The organism is Pseudoalteromonas sp. SR44-2, from assembly GCF_014163745.1.
Classification (GTDB): Bacteria; Pseudomonadota; Gammaproteobacteria; order Enterobacterales; family Alteromonadaceae; genus Pseudoalteromonas; species Pseudoalteromonas distincta.
Window position 1 is genome coordinate 1 of sequence record NZ_JACJDW010000054.1, and the last position, 15,442, is coordinate 15,442.

The following is a 15,442-nucleotide window of genomic DNA, read 5'->3' on the forward strand; positions in this document are numbered from 1 at the left end:
TAGGGACGATTAACTCTTTGTTGCTCGGTTTTTACTTAGCCCACTAGTTTACTTAGCCCACTAGGTTACAAACCTCGCGCCGCGATTTAATCGCCCCTAGATTGAACAAATTTCAATCCACAAAGATCAACACGCCCTAGTTAGTTTTATAAATTTGAGTACTTGTATTGAAAGCCAAAGAAATCCGTAATTTTTATATCAACGAAGAGCAATCTGTTTATTTGCTTTCGCATCGCGATGCTAAAAAACACCGCCAGTGGCTTAATATTTGTATTAAGCAGCTAACACTGCTGGGCTACAAAAACGTTGAAATGATTGGCTCGGGTGCTTTTGGTTTTGTGTTTGCAGGTGATGACGATAACGGCTTACCTTGGGTATTTAAGTTTTCGCGTATTACACTTGCCCAAAGTGTACGTGACCGCCTAGAAGACGAAGCGTATATGCTTTCGCAAATTAATAACCCTTTAGTGCCTACTTTTTATGCATTTGAGCGAATTAAAAAACAAGGGATTTTAATGATGGCTCGCGCCATTGGAGAGGACCTTGAAAAAGTATCGCTTAAAACAGGGCGCTTTAGTGCCGCGCAAATAATGGCGTTAGCTGTTAGGTTACGTAATGTATTAATTGATTTACGTAGTCACAAAAACGGCGTTAGCCCACAACCTATAGTGCATGGCGATATAAAACCTTCAAACCTTGTTTGGGATGCAAACACTGACGCGCTTTCGTTAGTGGATTGGGGCAGCTCTGTGTATGCACAGCTCGATAGTGATGGTAACCCTGTTGCCAGTAACTTTATGGATTTAATGTCGGGCGATTTAAGCACAACGAATGCCCGTATGGGCGATGTGTACTTTATTGGCGAAGCGCAAATGTCGGGGGAGCAGTCATCCCCACGATTTGACGAACAAGGTGTAGCCGCTACGTTGTATGCGTTAGCGTCGGCGCAGTCGTGCCGCTTTGGTGCGCAAGCCATCCCTGCAAGCAGCTTAGGGCTCCCAAAAGAGCTGGCTAAGGTGATTGATGGCATGCTGTCAAAAAGTAAGGCCATACGTGATGGTGCTGGTGATTACTTTATGCGTAACATTACAACTATGGCCAAAATGTATTTACCTGAGCTTGATAAAAAACAAAGAAAAGCAGATATCCCTTTTTGGTATGGCAACGACGAGCAGCCCGACACGGTGGTATATAGTTCACGAAAACAGTTTTTACGCCAAGCCGATCATAACCAGCAATTACTAGATATAAACGACGCGCAACTTGACCGTTATTATAAAGAGTTTTTGTTTGATACAGGCGATACCGAAAAAGCTTTTTTAGCATCAATAAGCCGATTAGCTAAGTACCCTGTAGTAGGTGGGCTTAGTTTTCATTGGAAGGATGAGTCAATGTTTGTTGAATCGTCTTTAATTATGCATGACGAATCATTGGGTGATGCCTTTAGTGATGCGATTAATAACACAGTGATGCTTGCCCAAGCGATTAATCAAAAAGGGTTATTTAAGTGTTGTTTGTTTGATGCCCGTAAAACCATTCAGTTAGAGCGAGATGGCACCGGTGCATTTAAGTTTGATAGCCTACCAGAGCTTGAATACGAAGTTGTAAGCATGAAAGCAAACGACATAACCCGCCCGCATTCATACTTTGAAGACGGTAAAGACCCTGATGAGCAACTACAGCTACCTAAAAAAGTTATTAAATGCGTATTTGAGCTTAACCAAATTCATCATACGGGGTGTATTATTTTTGAAGCACTGCCTGACAGAATGAAGATTCACCATTACTACCGCTTACTCGATTCGAGCAAAGAGGTTGAGTTTAAACGTTTGCTAAATAAGCTTATGCAATACGCAGTAAATATTACGGACGTGGGTGTTGCGGGCTTTATGAAGTTACCATATAAAAACACCCGTGAGTTTAGTTTATGTGAGCAGCAACAAGAGCATTATTTTCCTAAAAACCCCAAGCTTGTATCTTTATAGAAAGAACCCTTCACTAAAGAGTGTTAAATAACAAGACAAAGATAAAAACAGCACAAATTGGTTTAACTTGTACTCTTTGCCACTTAATTATTTAGGTAAGTATTACTAATTATTAAACACCTTACTAAAGGGCGACGTTGGTGATAGCTCAAATTGATGAGTTAGCTTTTGCGTTTTATTAGTCGCTGTAATTTGATAATGCTGCTTGTGCTCATTGTTACTAAATAGCTTAACGTTAAAGTTAACTTTGGTTAGTTTACTTGGCAAAGAGTAGCGCCCAGTAATGGTTACTTGGTCTATATTGTCGCTTTTATGTTTATGCGACGCTTCTGGGTTTAGCAAAAGTCCGTCAATAGTAAATTTATACTGATGTTCCGCTAAATAAACGTTCTTTTTAACTCGCTTAGTTATTAGTTTTTTATGAGCGTTAAACTCAATTATTGACACTTTGCCATCCTTGTTTTCATCAATCCCTTTAAAAGCCGACATAGGGATTGAAAGCACAATAAACACGTTATTATCAACAAAATTCAGCGTACCGTGATCTGCAACCATTAAATGCGCATTTGCTAATGTTGATGTGCTCAATAAGCCCAATGTTGACACACTTAACAGATAATTTTTCATATAAGGCATAACTTACTCCTAATTAAACTTCGCCTTTAACGCAGCGTTGAAAAAACGGATAAGTGTCTGTTGCGTAGTAGTGGTATATCCCTTGAGGAAACTCAGGTGTTACGCCAACGCGGCCATTACATTCATCTAAATCACCAGAGCCTGCTACGTATTCCCAATCTTGTGCAAATGTACCTAGTGGATATATATCGGTAGAAGGGCGGTTTGCGCTTACAGATGTTATGTGTTGGTAGCTACCGGTCATTACGGTTAGCGCTGAAGTTGCATCATTTGAGTCTAAATAGCCGTAACGTGCATAAATAGGAAAGCCGTCTGCTGCCCAGCCTATTAGAGTCATAGTGGAGCTATTACCACCTCGCAGTATTACAAAGCCTTCAGGCATACCATGATAATGATATGTGCCATCGGGTTGTACGTGTGCATTGTTGTCGTCTGTTCCAAAACTAAACGTGTCTTGGCTTAAGGCTTCTATATTCCAATTACCGCTGTTGTCGCCTAAATCGCAATCGGTGCCTGAATCATCGCAACTTCCGCCTGTGCCGGCGTCTATTTTAATTCCGTTAAGTACAACACCTATGATTCCGCGAGGGCCACCAAGCATGGTTGCTTGTGTTGTTTCTACAGGCTCAAGTGTGTAGCTTTAAATTACTAATTGTTCAGAAATAGTATTTGGGTTATCGGCATTAGGGAATGTACCTACTTCGTGATCAGGTATACCATTAGCGACTAAGTCGCGTGTAGTTCCTGTGCATGACCAATCTGCGGCGCTGGTGGCTTGTACTGATTCTGACTCGTTATATTCACAAAACACGCCTTGGGTTGAGCTACTCGTACCTGTACCGTTATCTGAGGTGGTTGATGATGAATCTGTAGTTGTTGAGGTATCAACTATGCCTTCTCCACCTCCGCAAGCAATTAACGATAAAACAACTAGAGCCAAGGTGCTTAGCTTTATAGCATTTACCCTATTTGAGTTTTTAATATTAAGTGCGTGTAGTTTCATTGCTGCCTACCTTATCAATTAAGTTACTTAAACAATAATCAGCAATTGTGCAAATAGTGTGTAAACAATGATGACAAATTAGCAATGATGTAAATAGGCGAAGTATTAAAGCTAAGTTGAGATTTAACTTTATTGGATTGTGTTTTATTTTAAAATTTCAAAAAGTTAAACTAATGCAAAAATAGCTAATATAAAAGGTTACCTTAATGGTTAAAACAAAACCTGTAGTGACGTTACAAAGTCACGGTATTTACTCTAAGTGGGACAGCGAAAGTAAAGCATTGCCACAAATAGAGCAATTTACAACAAATGTAATAGCTGAGGTAGATGTTGAGTTTGGCTTAATCGTAAATATTAAAAAGGGTAAAGGCGAAAAGCTTCACTATTGTATATACCATCCAGATATTCCAGACAGTGACGGGGGTGTAATGGACCCCTTTGAAGGCGATGTATACATTAAAAACAGTGATTGGAACTTTTATTTAGGCGACACGCTTTGGTTGCCAATAGAGAATAAATTGGGTGATTGGCGTATGACGATTGAGCTAAATGGGAAAATTATTGCTGATAAAACTTTTAAGGTGGCATTAGAGGCAGAGCGTACTGAAACTGATTTTTGGAAAAACCGAGGGTACTGATTTCTATTTGTTAGCTATATGGCGGGGATGTAGTAAAAATTAATAAAAGAGAGTTGTAGAGCCATTTAAAATAGCTCTACAAAAATAAATTAGAGTGTTTAGTTACCCCAAGGATTACTAGAATTAGAGCGTTGTTTACGATCACGAGCACGTTGCTTTGTTGCTTTTTTTTCCATAATACGTTTCGCATCACTAAAACTTAATTCACATGGCTCACCAGGTTTATGATCAGCTGGGATCACACGATCGCGTGGCGGTAATTCGTATTGCACATCATCAGGCTTAGGTAAGTTTTTAAGACGATAAAGGTAAAAGTTATCTACTTTTTCTTGTGCCCATTGTGTTTTACGTAAAAATTTAACCGCTGACTTTATATCAGGATTGTTTTTAAAGCAGTTAAGTTGTAAATAAGCGTGTAGGAGTTCCCACCCGTATTGTTCAACCAGCTCTTCAACCACTTGTTCTAATTTAACGCCTTGCAGTGGATTATTACTGAAAAGTTCTTGGTTGCTCATAGGTGTTGCCTCGTAATTAAAATACAAATTGCATTATAAATTTAATAACGAGGCTTTAACAGTGTAAATAGCTTAACTTTGACAATTAACTACAACACGACCGCGAATTTTGCCTTGCATAAGTAGCTCTGCGTTATCAATTACGTGTTCTAGTGATATTTCAGTCGAAATTTTATCTAAATAATCGGCGCTTACTAATTTAGCTAAACGATCCCACGCTTCAATTCTGTCGGCTTTAGGGCGCATTACGCTATCAATGCCTATTAGTGACACACCACGTAGTATAAAGGGTGCTACAGATGCAGGTAAATCCATACCTTGGGCAAGTCCGCAGGCGGTTACTACACCACCATATTTTAATGATGCACAAATATTGGCAAGTGTATGGCTACCTACAGAATCTATTGCCGCTGCAAAGCGCTCTTTTTGTAAAGGCTTACCAGGGTTTGAAAGCTCATTTCTGTCAATTACCTGTTTAGCACCTAACTCTTTTAAATACTCACTTTGATCTAATCGACCTGTTGCTGCTGTTACGTTGTAACCAAGCTGGTTTAATAAAAAAATAGCAAAGCTGCCTACGCCACCATTGGCACCGGTTACCAGTATTTCGCCAGACTCAGGCGTAATACCTTGTTTTTCAAGTGCTATAACACTTAGCATAGCGGTATAACCCGCAGTTCCTATTTGCATCGCTTGTTTTGGTGAAATACCTGCAGGCAAGGGGATTAGCCAATCGCTATTAAGTGCCGCTTTTTGAGCAAGCCCGCCCCAATGTTTTTCGCCTACACCAAAGCCATTTAATATTACGTTATCGCCATTTTTAAATTCATCGCTGGTGGAATTTGTAACCGTGCCCACTAAATCGATACCTGGCACCATAGGAAAACTGCGTACAACGGGGCCTTTCCCCGTAATTGCTAAACCATCTTTATAGTTAAGTGTACTGTATAGCACGTCGATAGATACGTTTTCGTTTGGTAAATCACTGCTTTCGATAGTCGATAATGAGGCGCTGTAGTTATTATCTTCTTTATTAATAACAATGGCTTTAATTGGGTTACTCATGGGACATCCTTTTAGACCGATCGTCTTTTAATTGGTAAATAAAAACGCATTAGGTTAATAATGCGCGTAAAAACATTTCTGTATACAAAGTAAGTGGAGTATTTGATTTTGTGAGCTTGGCGCGCATAACCGCACCTTCCCAGCCAATCCAAAAGTACTCACTCATCAATTTTGTATTTACATGGCTTGCAATAGTGCCTTGTTGCTTAGCTTGGTGTAAGCAAACCTCTACCTGGTTTTGCCAAGCGGTGTAGCTTTGCATTAATCTGGTTTTAAACTCATCACTTAAATGGTTAAGCTCTTGATTTAAGTTACCTACTAAACAGCCACGTTTGTAATCGTATTTTTTCATTCCTTTAATTGCGCTTTGGGTAAAATTAACGATTCGCTCAAGTGGGGGAACATCTTCTTGCTGTAGGTAATGGGTAAGCTTTGCAATAAAGTAACTGTCGTATGCATCAACTAGGGCAATGCCGTAGGCTTCTTTACTTTTAAAGTAATGATAAAAAGAGCCTTTAGGTACAGCCGCTTTTTTTAAAATAGTATCGAGCCCCGTGGCGCTAAAGCCAAATTCAGTTAAGGTTTCTAGGCCCGTGCGAATAAGTAACGCTTTGGTATCGGCGTTCTCTCTGGCTATTTTAGGTGGGCGACCACGTCGTATTGGTGTTGATGTATTTTTGTTCATTCCGCTATATTAGACCGATCGACTTTAAATAATCAAGTATAATATTAAATTGTTTAAAAAGAATGCAAATCGGGTGAATAAGAATAACTGAAATAAAAGTGTCACGATTACATTTTTGTTTGGAACTTAGTCAATATTAGTCGGTCACAAATAAAGCACATAAGTGCTTTTTAGCGATTATTGAGTCGCATTTTATTTAGCATAAAACCGGTCAAATTAAATGTTGTATGACCACTTACTTTTTTAAATGTTAATTCATTTTTGCATCAGCAGCTTAGTTAAAGTCAAACAATTTAATTGCTTTTGCGATTTGAGTTTTACATTTTTATTAACTATTCATTAAATGTAGATTTCACTAATGCTACACAATATATAAATAAAAAGGTGAGGATATTACCGATGAAGAGACAGAAAAGAGATCGTTTAGAAAGAGCTCATTCTCAAGGTTTTAAAGCAGGTTTAGCAGGTCGCTCAAAAGAGCTATGCCCTTATCAACAAGTAGATCCCAAATCAGAGTGGTTAGGAGGTTGGCGTGAAGCGATTGAAAACCGCAACATGTATAAAACCTAAAATCAAGAATCGAATTTAAGCAAAAAGGCCTCCACATTGGAGGCCTTTTTGTACGCATTTAAAAAATTAAAACGCGCTAGTGTCTTGGAACAAGCCCACTTTTAAATCTTTTGCTTCGTAGATTACTCGGCCATCTACTTCTACAGTGCCATCTGCAACGCCCATGAACAATTTACGTTTAATCACGCGTTTCATTACAAGGCGGTAAGTTACTTTTTTATTAGTTGGTAAAATTTGGCCAGTAAATTTAACTTCACCCACACCTAGCGCACGGCCAAGACCAGGGCCACCAGACCAACCTAAGTAAAAACCAACTAGTTGCCACATAGCATCTAAACCTAAACAACCTGGCATTACTGGGTCGCCTTTAAAATGACAATCGAAAAACCAAAGGCTAGGGTCAATATCAAGCTCAGCAACAATTTCGCCTTTCCCATGAATACCGCCATCAGCAGTAATTGAGGTAATGCGATCCATCATTAACATGTTGTCACTTGGTAAACGGCAGTTACCTTCACCAAACATTTCACCTTGACCACACAGGATCAACTCTTCTTTTGTATAGCTATTTTTAGGTTCCATAACACTTATCTTCGCTTAGAAATTGCCAAGTACTTTAGCGTACACTTGTACGCTAAACAACTCGGAGCAGTTAAAAAATCAAAATATTGCATATTAAATCATCAATCAATCAACGCGATTGGTTTTTGCACTATAAAACCGCGCAATTACAATCAGAAATCATTATAATTAACGCTGTCTTATAACCAGTCTAAAGGAAGTTTATGATCCTTTTTGTTAACTCACTAACTGTGATTGATTTTTCTTACTTATGTAACAAACGCGGCGCCGTTGGCGAGAGCTGGATTGTTGATTTAACTTTGCACGGTAAACTTAACGAAGAGTCTATGGTTTTAGATTTTGGTTTAGTTAAAAAGCAAATTAAAGGCATTATAGATGAGTGTATTGATCACCGTTTAGCAATTCCTACAGGGCTTAATGGCACTGTATCTGAATTTGACGAGCATAAAACACTCGACTGTACATTTGGTGAAAATAATCACTTAGCTATGAGCGCCCCTCATCAAGCTTACTGCATGATTAACGCAGACGAAGTAACGGTTGAATCGGTTACCGAATTTTTAATTGCGACTATTTTACCGAAGCTACCAGATAACATTGAAAAAATTGAGCTGTCTCTCAAGCCTGAGCACAGCCAAAGTTTTTATTATCATTACAGCCATGGCCTTAAAAAGCATGACGGTAATTGCCAGCGCATTATTCATGGGCATCGTTCTCAAATTGGTATTAGCCTAGATGGTATCTCTATGCCGCGCTTGCAAAAAGAATGGTCTCAAAAGTGGGAAGATATTTACTTAGCCACCAGTGAAGATCAAATTAACGCAGCTGATTTAAAACACATAACAGCTAAAGCGGGTGATGTATGTTTTGCTTATACATCGGCACAAGGCTACTTTGAAATGGCTATTAGCGAGTCTCGTTGCGACATTTTGCCAGTAGATACTACTGTAGAATGTATTGCTGAACATGTAGCAGGTCAAATTAAAGCCCAATACCCAGAACAAGCAGTGAAAGTAACCGCTTATGAAGGTGTTGGAAAAGGATCGATTAGTTATGTTTAAAACACTTTTAGCAACAGCGCTTGTTGCCTCTGCTAGCTTTAGTGCTATGGCGCTTGAGTTAAAAGGGCATTTAACACAAGGCGGTTTAGTTACTGGAAAGCTAGAAAACGCTAAATCAGTAAGCTTAGATGGCAAAAGCTTAAAACTTTCACCAAAGGGTGATTTTGTATTTGGTTTTGGTCGTGACGCTGAAACTACTCATACTTTAAAATGGGTGGATAACAACGGTAAATCGCATTCTCAGCCAATAGCTATCACTAAGCGCGAATATAAAATTGATAAAATTACCGGCGTAGCTAAAAAATATGTCTCTCCGCCAAAAGAAGTTAGTGCGCGTATAAGCCGCGAAGCCGTTGCGGTACGAAAAGCCAGAGAAGTAGACTCTGATTTATTGTACTTTTTAGACCCTGTGCTAAAGCCTGCAGAAGGGCGCATATCGGGTGTTTATGGTAGCCAGCGTTATTTTAATGGCGAGCCTCGTCGTCCGCACTTTGGCTTAGATATTGCCAATAAAACGGGCTCTCCTATTTACGCGCCTATTAGTGGTACCGTGGTATTTGCTGAACCTGATTTATACTATTCTGGCGGTACATTAATTATTGATCATGGCCACGGTATTACCTCAACTTACATTCACTTAAGTAAGCTTGATGTAAAAGTAGGTGATAAAATTGAGCAAGGTAACAAAGTAGCTGAAATAGGTGCAACAGGGCGTGTAACGGGTCCTCACTTAGATTGGCGTTTTAACTGGAAAGGCGAACGCCTTGATCCTGCATTACTAATGCAAGATACATTAGCAAACAAAAAGTAGAGATTATGACTGACGTAAATCGCGATGCAATAATTGCTCAGCGTATTGAAGACTCAACCACATCGGTAACTAAAACCGTGTTTCCAGGGCGTACTAATCATCACAATACTTTATTTGGTGGTGATGCACTGGCGTGGATGGATGAAGTGGCATTTATAGCAGCGACTCGTTTTTGCCGTAAGCCTTTGGTAACTATATCATCTGATAGAGTCGACTTTAAAGAAGCCATACCAGCAGGTACTTTTGCAGAGTTAATAGCTAAAGTAGTGCATGTAGGCAACACCAGCTTAAAAGTTGACGTAGATATACTATTAGAAACCATGCACAAAGACGATAAACATTCAGCCATTAGTGGCAGCTTTACGTTTGTTGCAGTTGATGATAACCACAGACCGACGCCGGTAGTATGCGATAAAATGATTTATGGTTTTGATTAATTTAAAGCTTTGAATATACGCTAAAGTAAATTTATATAAGCACCTTAATTGGTGCTTATATAAACCCCCTTAAAGAACACATCATACTAATTATTTGTTAAATATAACTCTCAACAGCAGAGCTGATATTAACTAAAAGATCATCAAACTTGGGGGAATTAATAGGGGTGAGCGTTGTTGGTTTTGGATACTAAAAAGGTATGCTTTTAACATACCTTCTTAGTTATATTTAGCTTTTAATTACACTTGCTAATACTTACAAAAATACATCTTAAAGCACCATTGCTGCAATCCAGCCAAATATCAGCAGCGGAATGTTAAAGTGAATAAACGTTGGAATAACAGAGTCTCTAATATGGTCGTGCTGGCCATCGGCATTTAAACCTGATGTTGGGCCAAGCGTTGAGTCTGAAGCAGGGGAGCCCGCATCACCTAAAGCGCCCGCAGTACCAACCAGTGCAGCGGTAGCCATAACAGAAAACCCGAGGTCTAAGCACAAAGGAACAAACAAAGTTGCAATAATTGGCACTGTTGAAAACGAACTACCAATTCCCATTGTAATTAATAACCCGACTAACAAAATAACACCGGCAGCAAGGGGTTTATTACCATCAAAAAGAGCGGCCGTGCTGTGCACTAAGCTTGCTACATCGCCAGTGGCTTGCATAACAGATGCAAAGCCTTGTGCCGATATCATAATAAAGCCAATCATGGCCATCATCGCAACGCCTTTGCTAAATACGTCGCCGTTTTCTTCCCACTTAACTACACCAAAAACACTAAATATCATTACACCTACTAAGCCACCTAAAATCATTGAGCCACTTAGGTTTTGTGCAACAAGTGAGGCAAGTACTGCAAAAAGCCCTACAACCATTACTTTTTTAGGGTTTTCGACATCAGCCGATTTACTCTGAGTTGTTAATGGCTGCACTGTGTATTCACGGCGTTTTTTATAGGTAATAAATACCGCAATAAGTAATCCAATAAACATACCTAATGCAGGAATTATCATCGCCATAGGGACTTGGGTATTTACAATATCTAGGCCGTTATCAACCAGGTTTTTATGCAAAATAGAATATAAGTAAATACCGCCAAAACCATAAGGTAGCACCATGTAAGACGTTGCTAATCCAAATGTTAAAATACACGCTATAGCACGTCTGTCTAATCTTAACTGATTAAAAACCACGAGTAACGGCGGGATTAAAATAGGAATAAACGCTATGTGAACAGGCACTAAGTTTTGCGAAGAAATTGCACAACCTAAAATAATTAATAAAATGAAGTAACTTAAAAATGTTTCATTACCGCTGTCTTTTGCATTTACTTTAGCAAGTAGCTTATCAGCGAGAATGCGTGTTAAACCCGACTTAGAAATAGCAACGGCAAACGCGCCGAGCATAGCATAACTTAGTGCAATTTCAGCTCCAGCTGAAAGGCCAGAATTAAACGCATCAACACTTTCTTTTATGCCCAAGCCTGCAGTAAGACCTGCAACTAACGCGCTTATGATCATGGCAACAATGACGTTAACGCGAGCCAGAGATAGCCCGAGCATTAAAATAACGCCTATAACAACAGCATTCATAGTATTCTCTATTTGGAAATTTTAATTAATTTTATCAGATCTTTAGCCTGAGTTTTACGCTCTTTCGTAAAAGGTTTTTTACCATAGCGTACTTGGTTAAATAACTGCCTAAAAGTGTTTATGGATTGTGCAGAATGAGGAAGTTGATCAGCAAAAAAGTCTAACTGCTGACTCGGTGTTAAATTATCGGGTGTATTTATTTTTTGTTTTTTTGCCCATGCTTTTACTTCATAAAACTCTTTAACCATAGGCGCTAATTTAGCTGGGCGTTTTGGCAAGTTTAAATAAATAAAATAACCTATAAAACAAAAACCAGCTGTTAGTAAAACCATTAATGGTACAAGCCAAATATTTTTACTACCAAAAATTGATTTTAAAAAATCATTTTGTTTTTCTTCGTCAAAACCAAGTACCCAGCTAGACCATTGATAATCGAGGTTTTCAAGTTCCAACCTTAACCAATTAATAGCAGGGAAATTACTTAAACTCATTAAACCAAAATCAAGATTACTTTTAAATTCGTCATTCAGCTCTTCGTTTTGCGAAAGCGAGCCATTTAAACGCTCTGGTGCGACAACAGCGGTTGCATCAAAAATAACCCAACCCTCGTTTTGTAAATATACTTCTACCCATGCATGTGCGTCGTACTGGCGAACAGTGAGCGTATTATTATCTTGGTTTAATTCACCGCCTAAATAGCCACTTACTAATCGAGCGGGTATACCTGCGGTTCTAAAAATGTACGCAGCGGCGCTTGCATAATGACCACAAAATCCACGTTGGTTATCAAATAAAAATTGGTCTATGGTGTTATCGCCACTCATAGGCGTAGGTGTTAATGTGTAAGTAAATCCCGTACCTGCAAAGTATTGTAATAAGCTATTGTAGAACTCGCGGTCAGAGAGTGTATTTTGCTTTAAGTTTTTAGCAAGTGATGATGTTTTTACATTCTTTTTATAAGCGAGGTATTTGTAGCGTTTTTCTTCAAATTCGCCAAGCGGTAAAGTTGTGAATTTAAAGCTATTTACATCGTATTGTAAGTTTTTAGCTTGGCGACTTTTTTTACGTAATAAACCTAGCGAATTACCTTCAACATTTTGTGAGTTACTACTGGAATACGCTAAACCATAGAGCCATTTTTGTGTAGCTGGCTCTGTAATAACTGAGTAGCTTGCAATAAGTTGCTCATCATTTTCGCTCTGCGTATTTGTTTTTACATTATTATATTTTAAAAAGTCAGACGTAAGCCACGCATTGCCATTAAACTCATCATGGACTATTGCTCGCCAATAATAAGGCGCTACAGGCTTTTCTTTATTAAATTTAGCTCTAAACACAAGTTCATCTGAGTTTGAAAGCTTAGCAATATCGAAAGGATCGACTTGTTCAGAAAGCCCTGTTTTAGCAAGCTTAGGTCCAGGTAGCTGCCAAAAGGCGGGCATTTTTGGTAAAAAAAGCAATAAAAATATAGCTAAAGGAAGTGCTAAAAGTAGCAATTTACCACTTTGCTTAGAGGCGATTTTTAAATTATGTTTGGATTCGAGTAAGCCAAGTACTGCAAAGTTTAATATGTATAAACTACTTACAGTTAAAGTCGTTAAAATGCTTTGGTTAAATAAATAGACCGATGAGAGTGAAAAAAACGTAAGCGTTGTAATTACATGATAGTGTTTTTTGGTTTTAGCCTGCAGCAGCTTAAATAAACTAGCAAGTAGCAGCATGGCCACAAATAAAATAACCGTATCCGACATGCCTACTGTGTAGAGCATTAAACCTAGTGACATACCTGCGAGTATATTTGCCAGCCAAGCATTTGGCTTTGGTTTATTACTCAGCGTTATGTAAAAATTCCATGCACAAATAAGTGAAAGTACACCTACAAAAACAAGCGGTAAATGTGATACAAAAAATACAATCAAACATGCATATATAAAAGACAGCGAATAATTTATTACTTTTTCATTTTTAAGTATGTCCATTACACATCACCATTAAATGAGCATAATAATTCTAAGCATTGCTGCTTATGTTGCTGTCCGGTATTTGTATTTATTGTTTTATTCGGTAGCTTTAACATAAAAGGGGTGTTTTTCTCGGTTGCTTCACACACTAAAAAGCATAACTGGCTTAAACGTTGTTCTGTATCTCCATTCATTAACGTAAAATCGAAGAGCGCATTTGCTGTTTTAAAGTCTACAAACTCTTTAACTAACAACTGCTGTGTTTTTGCGTAATGCTTCCACGACACTCTTTGCAAGCCCATCTCAGGTAAGTGTGGGATAAGAGACTCAAACTCTTCGCTACCAGATTGTGTAGAAATACCTTTATCGGCTTGCTCATCAAGCATAGAAACATGCGCATCACAGTGAACCTGTTCAAGCGACGGATATACAAATACTTCTTCTTGTAATTGAATGTAGCTCCAAACAGTTATCAAACCAAAGGGATAGTTACTCGCTATTTTAATACGTTGCACTGAGTACTTACCGCGTGAGCTATAGGGTAAGTGGAGTGTAAGTAACTGAGTTTTACTATCAACTTGGCCGGTATGTTTGTAAGTCTGCTCACTACCTTGATATGTTAAATTAATAGATTGGGTAACAGAAGGGCTTTGTAATTCAAATATAATACTCGGTTTTTGAGGAGCGTAGCTGTTAAATGCATCTTTAAATTTAACTGTTAAGCCTTTAGCGTTACTGTAGCCCATTAATACAGCAATAATCATTACCACAAACATAAGATAAGACATTATTAAAATTAAATTATTTTGATAATTAATGCCCATCACAAAGTTTAAAATAGCTACAACTATAAAGTACCAACCAAGGGATGATGGCAATACATAAATTGTTCTGTGTTCAAGTGTAATTGAGTTTTTTAAATGTTTATTTTTTAATAACTTATTAAATACACTTTGCTTAAATGACTTAAATAAAGAAGGGCGCTTAGCTGTTTTTTTTGGCATAAAAGTTTATACCGGAACTAATACGTTTTTTAAAATATCGTTTACTTGTGCTTCACCTGACTCATTATGCAAACCTAATCGATGCTGACACACACTTGCAAATACGGCTTGAACATCTTCTGGCATTACAAAATCACGACCATCAATAAAGGCCCACGACCTAGCTGCTTTAGCCAGAGCCATACTAGCACGAGGTGATAACGATGATGCAAAAGCGTTGCTTGTGCGTGTGTAATTAACAAGCTCTATAATGTAGTCAATAACCGGGCTACTTAAAGTAATTTGGCTTATCTGAGTTTGAATTGCCGCTAACTCTTGTTGGTTAATACGCTTAGGTAATTGGCTGTAATCTCGTTTTTGCATATTCAAAATTAAGCGTTTTTCGGCTTCTTTAGGTGGAAAACCTAAGCTAATGCGCATTAAAAATCGGTCTAATTGCGACTCAGGTAACGGGTAGGTACCTGATTGATAAAGCGGGTTTTGTGTTGCTATCACAAAAAATGGATTTGGCAGCGTATATTTTTTTCCATCGACTGTTACTTGTTGCTCTTCCATTGCTTCAAGCAACGCACTTTGTGTTTTGGGCCCTGCGCGGTTTATTTCATCAGCTAAAACAACTTGGCTAAAAATAGGGCCTTTATGAAACGTAAAACTGTGCTCGGTAGAGTTAAATACATTAGTACCCAGAATATCAGCAGGGAGAAGATCACTGGTAAATTGTATACGCTGATACGATAAACCTAACACAGCTGACAATGCATGAGAAAGAGTGGTTTTTCCCATGCCAGGCAAATCTTCAATGAGTAAATGCCCTTCGCTAAATAAGCATGTAAGTGCCAGTTTTATTTGTTGTTGTTTACCAAATATAACACTCGAAAGATCTTATATAATCGCA

General features: G+C 38.4%; 15 protein-coding genes and 1 pseudogene. 6 read left to right on the top strand and 10 right to left on the bottom strand.

The annotated features are described in order from the left end of the window. Positions 1 to 167: 167 nt before the first annotated feature. Positions 168 to 1,985, top strand: coding sequence for a protein kinase domain-containing protein (locus H5115_RS19275; RefSeq protein ID WP_154903144.1), 1,818 nt, complete (start codon positions 168 to 170; stop codon positions 1,983 to 1,985). A gap of 105 nt (positions 1,986 to 2,090) precedes the next feature. Here the strand turns inward: H5115_RS19275 and H5115_RS19280 are convergent, their stop codons facing one another. Further along, entirely contained in the window at positions 2,091 to 2,621 is a 531-nt protein-coding gene (locus H5115_RS19280; RefSeq protein ID WP_182756856.1) for a hypothetical protein, read from the bottom strand. Between the two features lie 13 nt (positions 2,622 to 2,634). Then, positions 2,635 to 3,624, bottom strand: a pseudogene (locus tag H5115_RS19285) (YHYH protein). A 206-nt stretch (positions 3,625 to 3,830) separates the two neighbouring features. Here H5115_RS19285 and H5115_RS19290 point away from each other — a divergent pair. Further along, positions 3,831 to 4,262, top strand: coding sequence for a DUF3859 domain-containing protein (locus H5115_RS19290; protein ID WP_182756858.1), 432 nt, complete (start codon positions 3,831 to 3,833; stop codon positions 4,260 to 4,262). A gap of 98 nt (positions 4,263 to 4,360) precedes the next feature. Here the strand turns inward: H5115_RS19290 and H5115_RS19295 are convergent, their stop codons facing one another. The 3 genes from H5115_RS19295 to H5115_RS19305 form a co-directional block, all read right to left on the bottom strand. Beyond that, on the bottom strand, positions 4,361 to 4,777 hold the full coding sequence (locus H5115_RS19295; protein ID WP_024595281.1) for a VF530 family DNA-binding protein: 417 nt from the start codon (positions 4,775 to 4,777) through the stop codon (positions 4,361 to 4,363). Between the two features lie 72 nt (positions 4,778 to 4,849). After that, positions 4,850 to 5,842 (bottom strand): MDR family oxidoreductase, encoded by a 993-nt coding sequence (locus H5115_RS19300; RefSeq protein WP_182756860.1) that lies wholly within the window; start codon positions 5,840 to 5,842, stop codon positions 4,850 to 4,852. 49 nt (positions 5,843 to 5,891) lie between these two features. After that, entirely contained in the window at positions 5,892 to 6,527 is a 636-nt protein-coding gene (locus H5115_RS19305) for a TetR/AcrR family transcriptional regulator (protein ID WP_182756861.1), read from the bottom strand. Between the two features lie 399 nt (positions 6,528 to 6,926). On the opposite strand from H5115_RS19305, the gene rmf reads away from it, so the two are divergent. Then, positions 6,927 to 7,097: a ribosome modulation factor gene (rmf, locus tag H5115_RS19310; RefSeq protein ID WP_002960897.1), complete on the top strand. Its 171-nt coding sequence runs from the start codon at positions 6,927 to 6,929 to the stop codon at positions 7,095 to 7,097. Between the two features lie 66 nt (positions 7,098 to 7,163). On the opposite strand, the gene fabA is transcribed toward rmf, so the two are convergent. Then, the gene (gene fabA, locus H5115_RS19315) at positions 7,164 to 7,679 is read right to left on the bottom strand and encodes a bifunctional 3-hydroxydecanoyl-ACP dehydratase/trans-2-decenoyl-ACP isomerase (protein ID WP_002960896.1); all 516 of its coding nucleotides are present in this window, start codon (positions 7,677 to 7,679) and stop codon (positions 7,164 to 7,166) included. Between the two features lie 203 nt (positions 7,680 to 7,882). On the opposite strand from fabA, the gene H5115_RS19320 reads away from it, so the two are divergent. From H5115_RS19320 to H5115_RS19330, 3 genes are read left to right on the top strand one after another with little or no spacing between them, the layout of a single operon-like run. After that, entirely contained in the window at positions 7,883 to 8,740 is an 858-nt protein-coding gene (locus H5115_RS19320) for a 6-carboxytetrahydropterin synthase (RefSeq protein WP_182756864.1), read from the top strand. Continuing rightward, positions 8,733 to 9,551 carry a M23 family metallopeptidase gene (locus H5115_RS19325; protein WP_182756866.1) on the top strand — a complete coding sequence of 273 codons (819 nt, stop codon included), beginning with the start codon at positions 8,733 to 8,735 and terminating at the stop codon, positions 9,549 to 9,551. Before H5115_RS19320 ends, H5115_RS19325 begins: the two co-directional genes overlap by 8 nt. A gap of 5 nt (positions 9,552 to 9,556) precedes the next feature. After that, positions 9,557 to 9,988, top strand: coding sequence for an acyl-CoA thioesterase (locus H5115_RS19330; RefSeq protein ID WP_002960891.1), 432 nt, complete (start codon positions 9,557 to 9,559; stop codon positions 9,986 to 9,988). A 271-nt stretch (positions 9,989 to 10,259) separates the two neighbouring features. On the opposite strand, the gene H5115_RS19335 is transcribed toward H5115_RS19330, so the two are convergent. The 4 genes from H5115_RS19335 to H5115_RS19350 are packed head-to-tail and all read right to left on the bottom strand — an operon-like array spanning position 10,260 to position 15,414. Then, positions 10,260 to 11,582, bottom strand: coding sequence for a Na+/H+ antiporter family protein (locus H5115_RS19335; protein WP_182756868.1), 1,323 nt, complete (start codon positions 11,580 to 11,582; stop codon positions 10,260 to 10,262). 8 nt (positions 11,583 to 11,590) lie between these two features. Then, positions 11,591 to 13,561, bottom strand: a complete 1,971-nt coding sequence (locus H5115_RS19340; RefSeq protein WP_182756870.1) for a DUF3488 and transglutaminase-like domain-containing protein — start codon at positions 13,559 to 13,561, stop codon at positions 11,591 to 11,593. Then, positions 13,561 to 14,547: a DUF58 domain-containing protein gene (locus H5115_RS19345; protein ID WP_182756872.1), complete on the bottom strand. Its 987-nt coding sequence runs from the start codon at positions 14,545 to 14,547 to the stop codon at positions 13,561 to 13,563. Before H5115_RS19345 ends, H5115_RS19340 begins: the two co-directional genes overlap by 1 nt. 6 nt (positions 14,548 to 14,553) lie before the next feature. After that, positions 14,554 to 15,414 carry an AAA family ATPase gene (locus H5115_RS19350; protein WP_404936128.1) on the bottom strand — a complete coding sequence of 287 codons (861 nt, stop codon included), beginning with the start codon at positions 15,412 to 15,414 and terminating at the stop codon, positions 14,554 to 14,556. Positions 15,415 to 15,442 lie beyond the last annotated feature (28 nt).

Bases quoted from the DNA above. Each gene is read 5' to 3' on its own strand.
- H5115_RS19280 (WP_182756856.1), bottom strand. From the start codon at position 2,621: ATGCCTTATATGAAAAATTATCTGTTAAGTGTGTCAACATTGGGCTTA.
- H5115_RS19290 (WP_182756858.1), top strand. From the start codon at position 3,831: ATGGTTAAAACAAAACCTGTAGTGACGTTACAAAGTCACGGTATTTAC.
- H5115_RS19295 (WP_024595281.1), bottom strand. From the start codon at position 4,777: ATGAGCAACCAAGAACTTTTCAGTAATAATCCACTGCAAGGCGTTAAA.
- H5115_RS19300 (WP_182756860.1), bottom strand. From the start codon at position 5,842: ATGAGTAACCCAATTAAAGCCATTGTTATTAATAAAGAAGATAATAAC.
- H5115_RS19305 (WP_182756861.1), bottom strand. From the start codon at position 6,527: ATGAACAAAAATACATCAACACCAATACGACGTGGTCGCCCACCTAAA.
- rmf (WP_002960897.1), top strand. From the start codon at position 6,927: ATGAAGAGACAGAAAAGAGATCGTTTAGAAAGAGCTCATTCTCAAGGT.
- fabA (WP_002960896.1), bottom strand. From the start codon at position 7,679: ATGGAACCTAAAAATAGCTATACAAAAGAAGAGTTGATCCTGTGTGGT.
- H5115_RS19320 (WP_182756864.1), top strand. From the start codon at position 7,883: ATGATCCTTTTTGTTAACTCACTAACTGTGATTGATTTTTCTTACTTA.
- H5115_RS19325 (WP_182756866.1), top strand. From the start codon at position 8,733: ATGTTTAAAACACTTTTAGCAACAGCGCTTGTTGCCTCTGCTAGCTTT.
- H5115_RS19330 (WP_002960891.1), top strand. From the start codon at position 9,557: ATGACTGACGTAAATCGCGATGCAATAATTGCTCAGCGTATTGAAGAC.
- H5115_RS19335 (WP_182756868.1), bottom strand. From the start codon at position 11,582: ATGAATGCTGTTGTTATAGGCGTTATTTTAATGCTCGGGCTATCTCTG.
- H5115_RS19340 (WP_182756870.1), bottom strand. From the start codon at position 13,561: ATGGACATACTTAAAAATGAAAAAGTAATAAATTATTCGCTGTCTTTT.
- H5115_RS19345 (WP_182756872.1), bottom strand. From the start codon at position 14,547: ATGCCAAAAAAAACAGCTAAGCGCCCTTCTTTATTTAAGTCATTTAAG.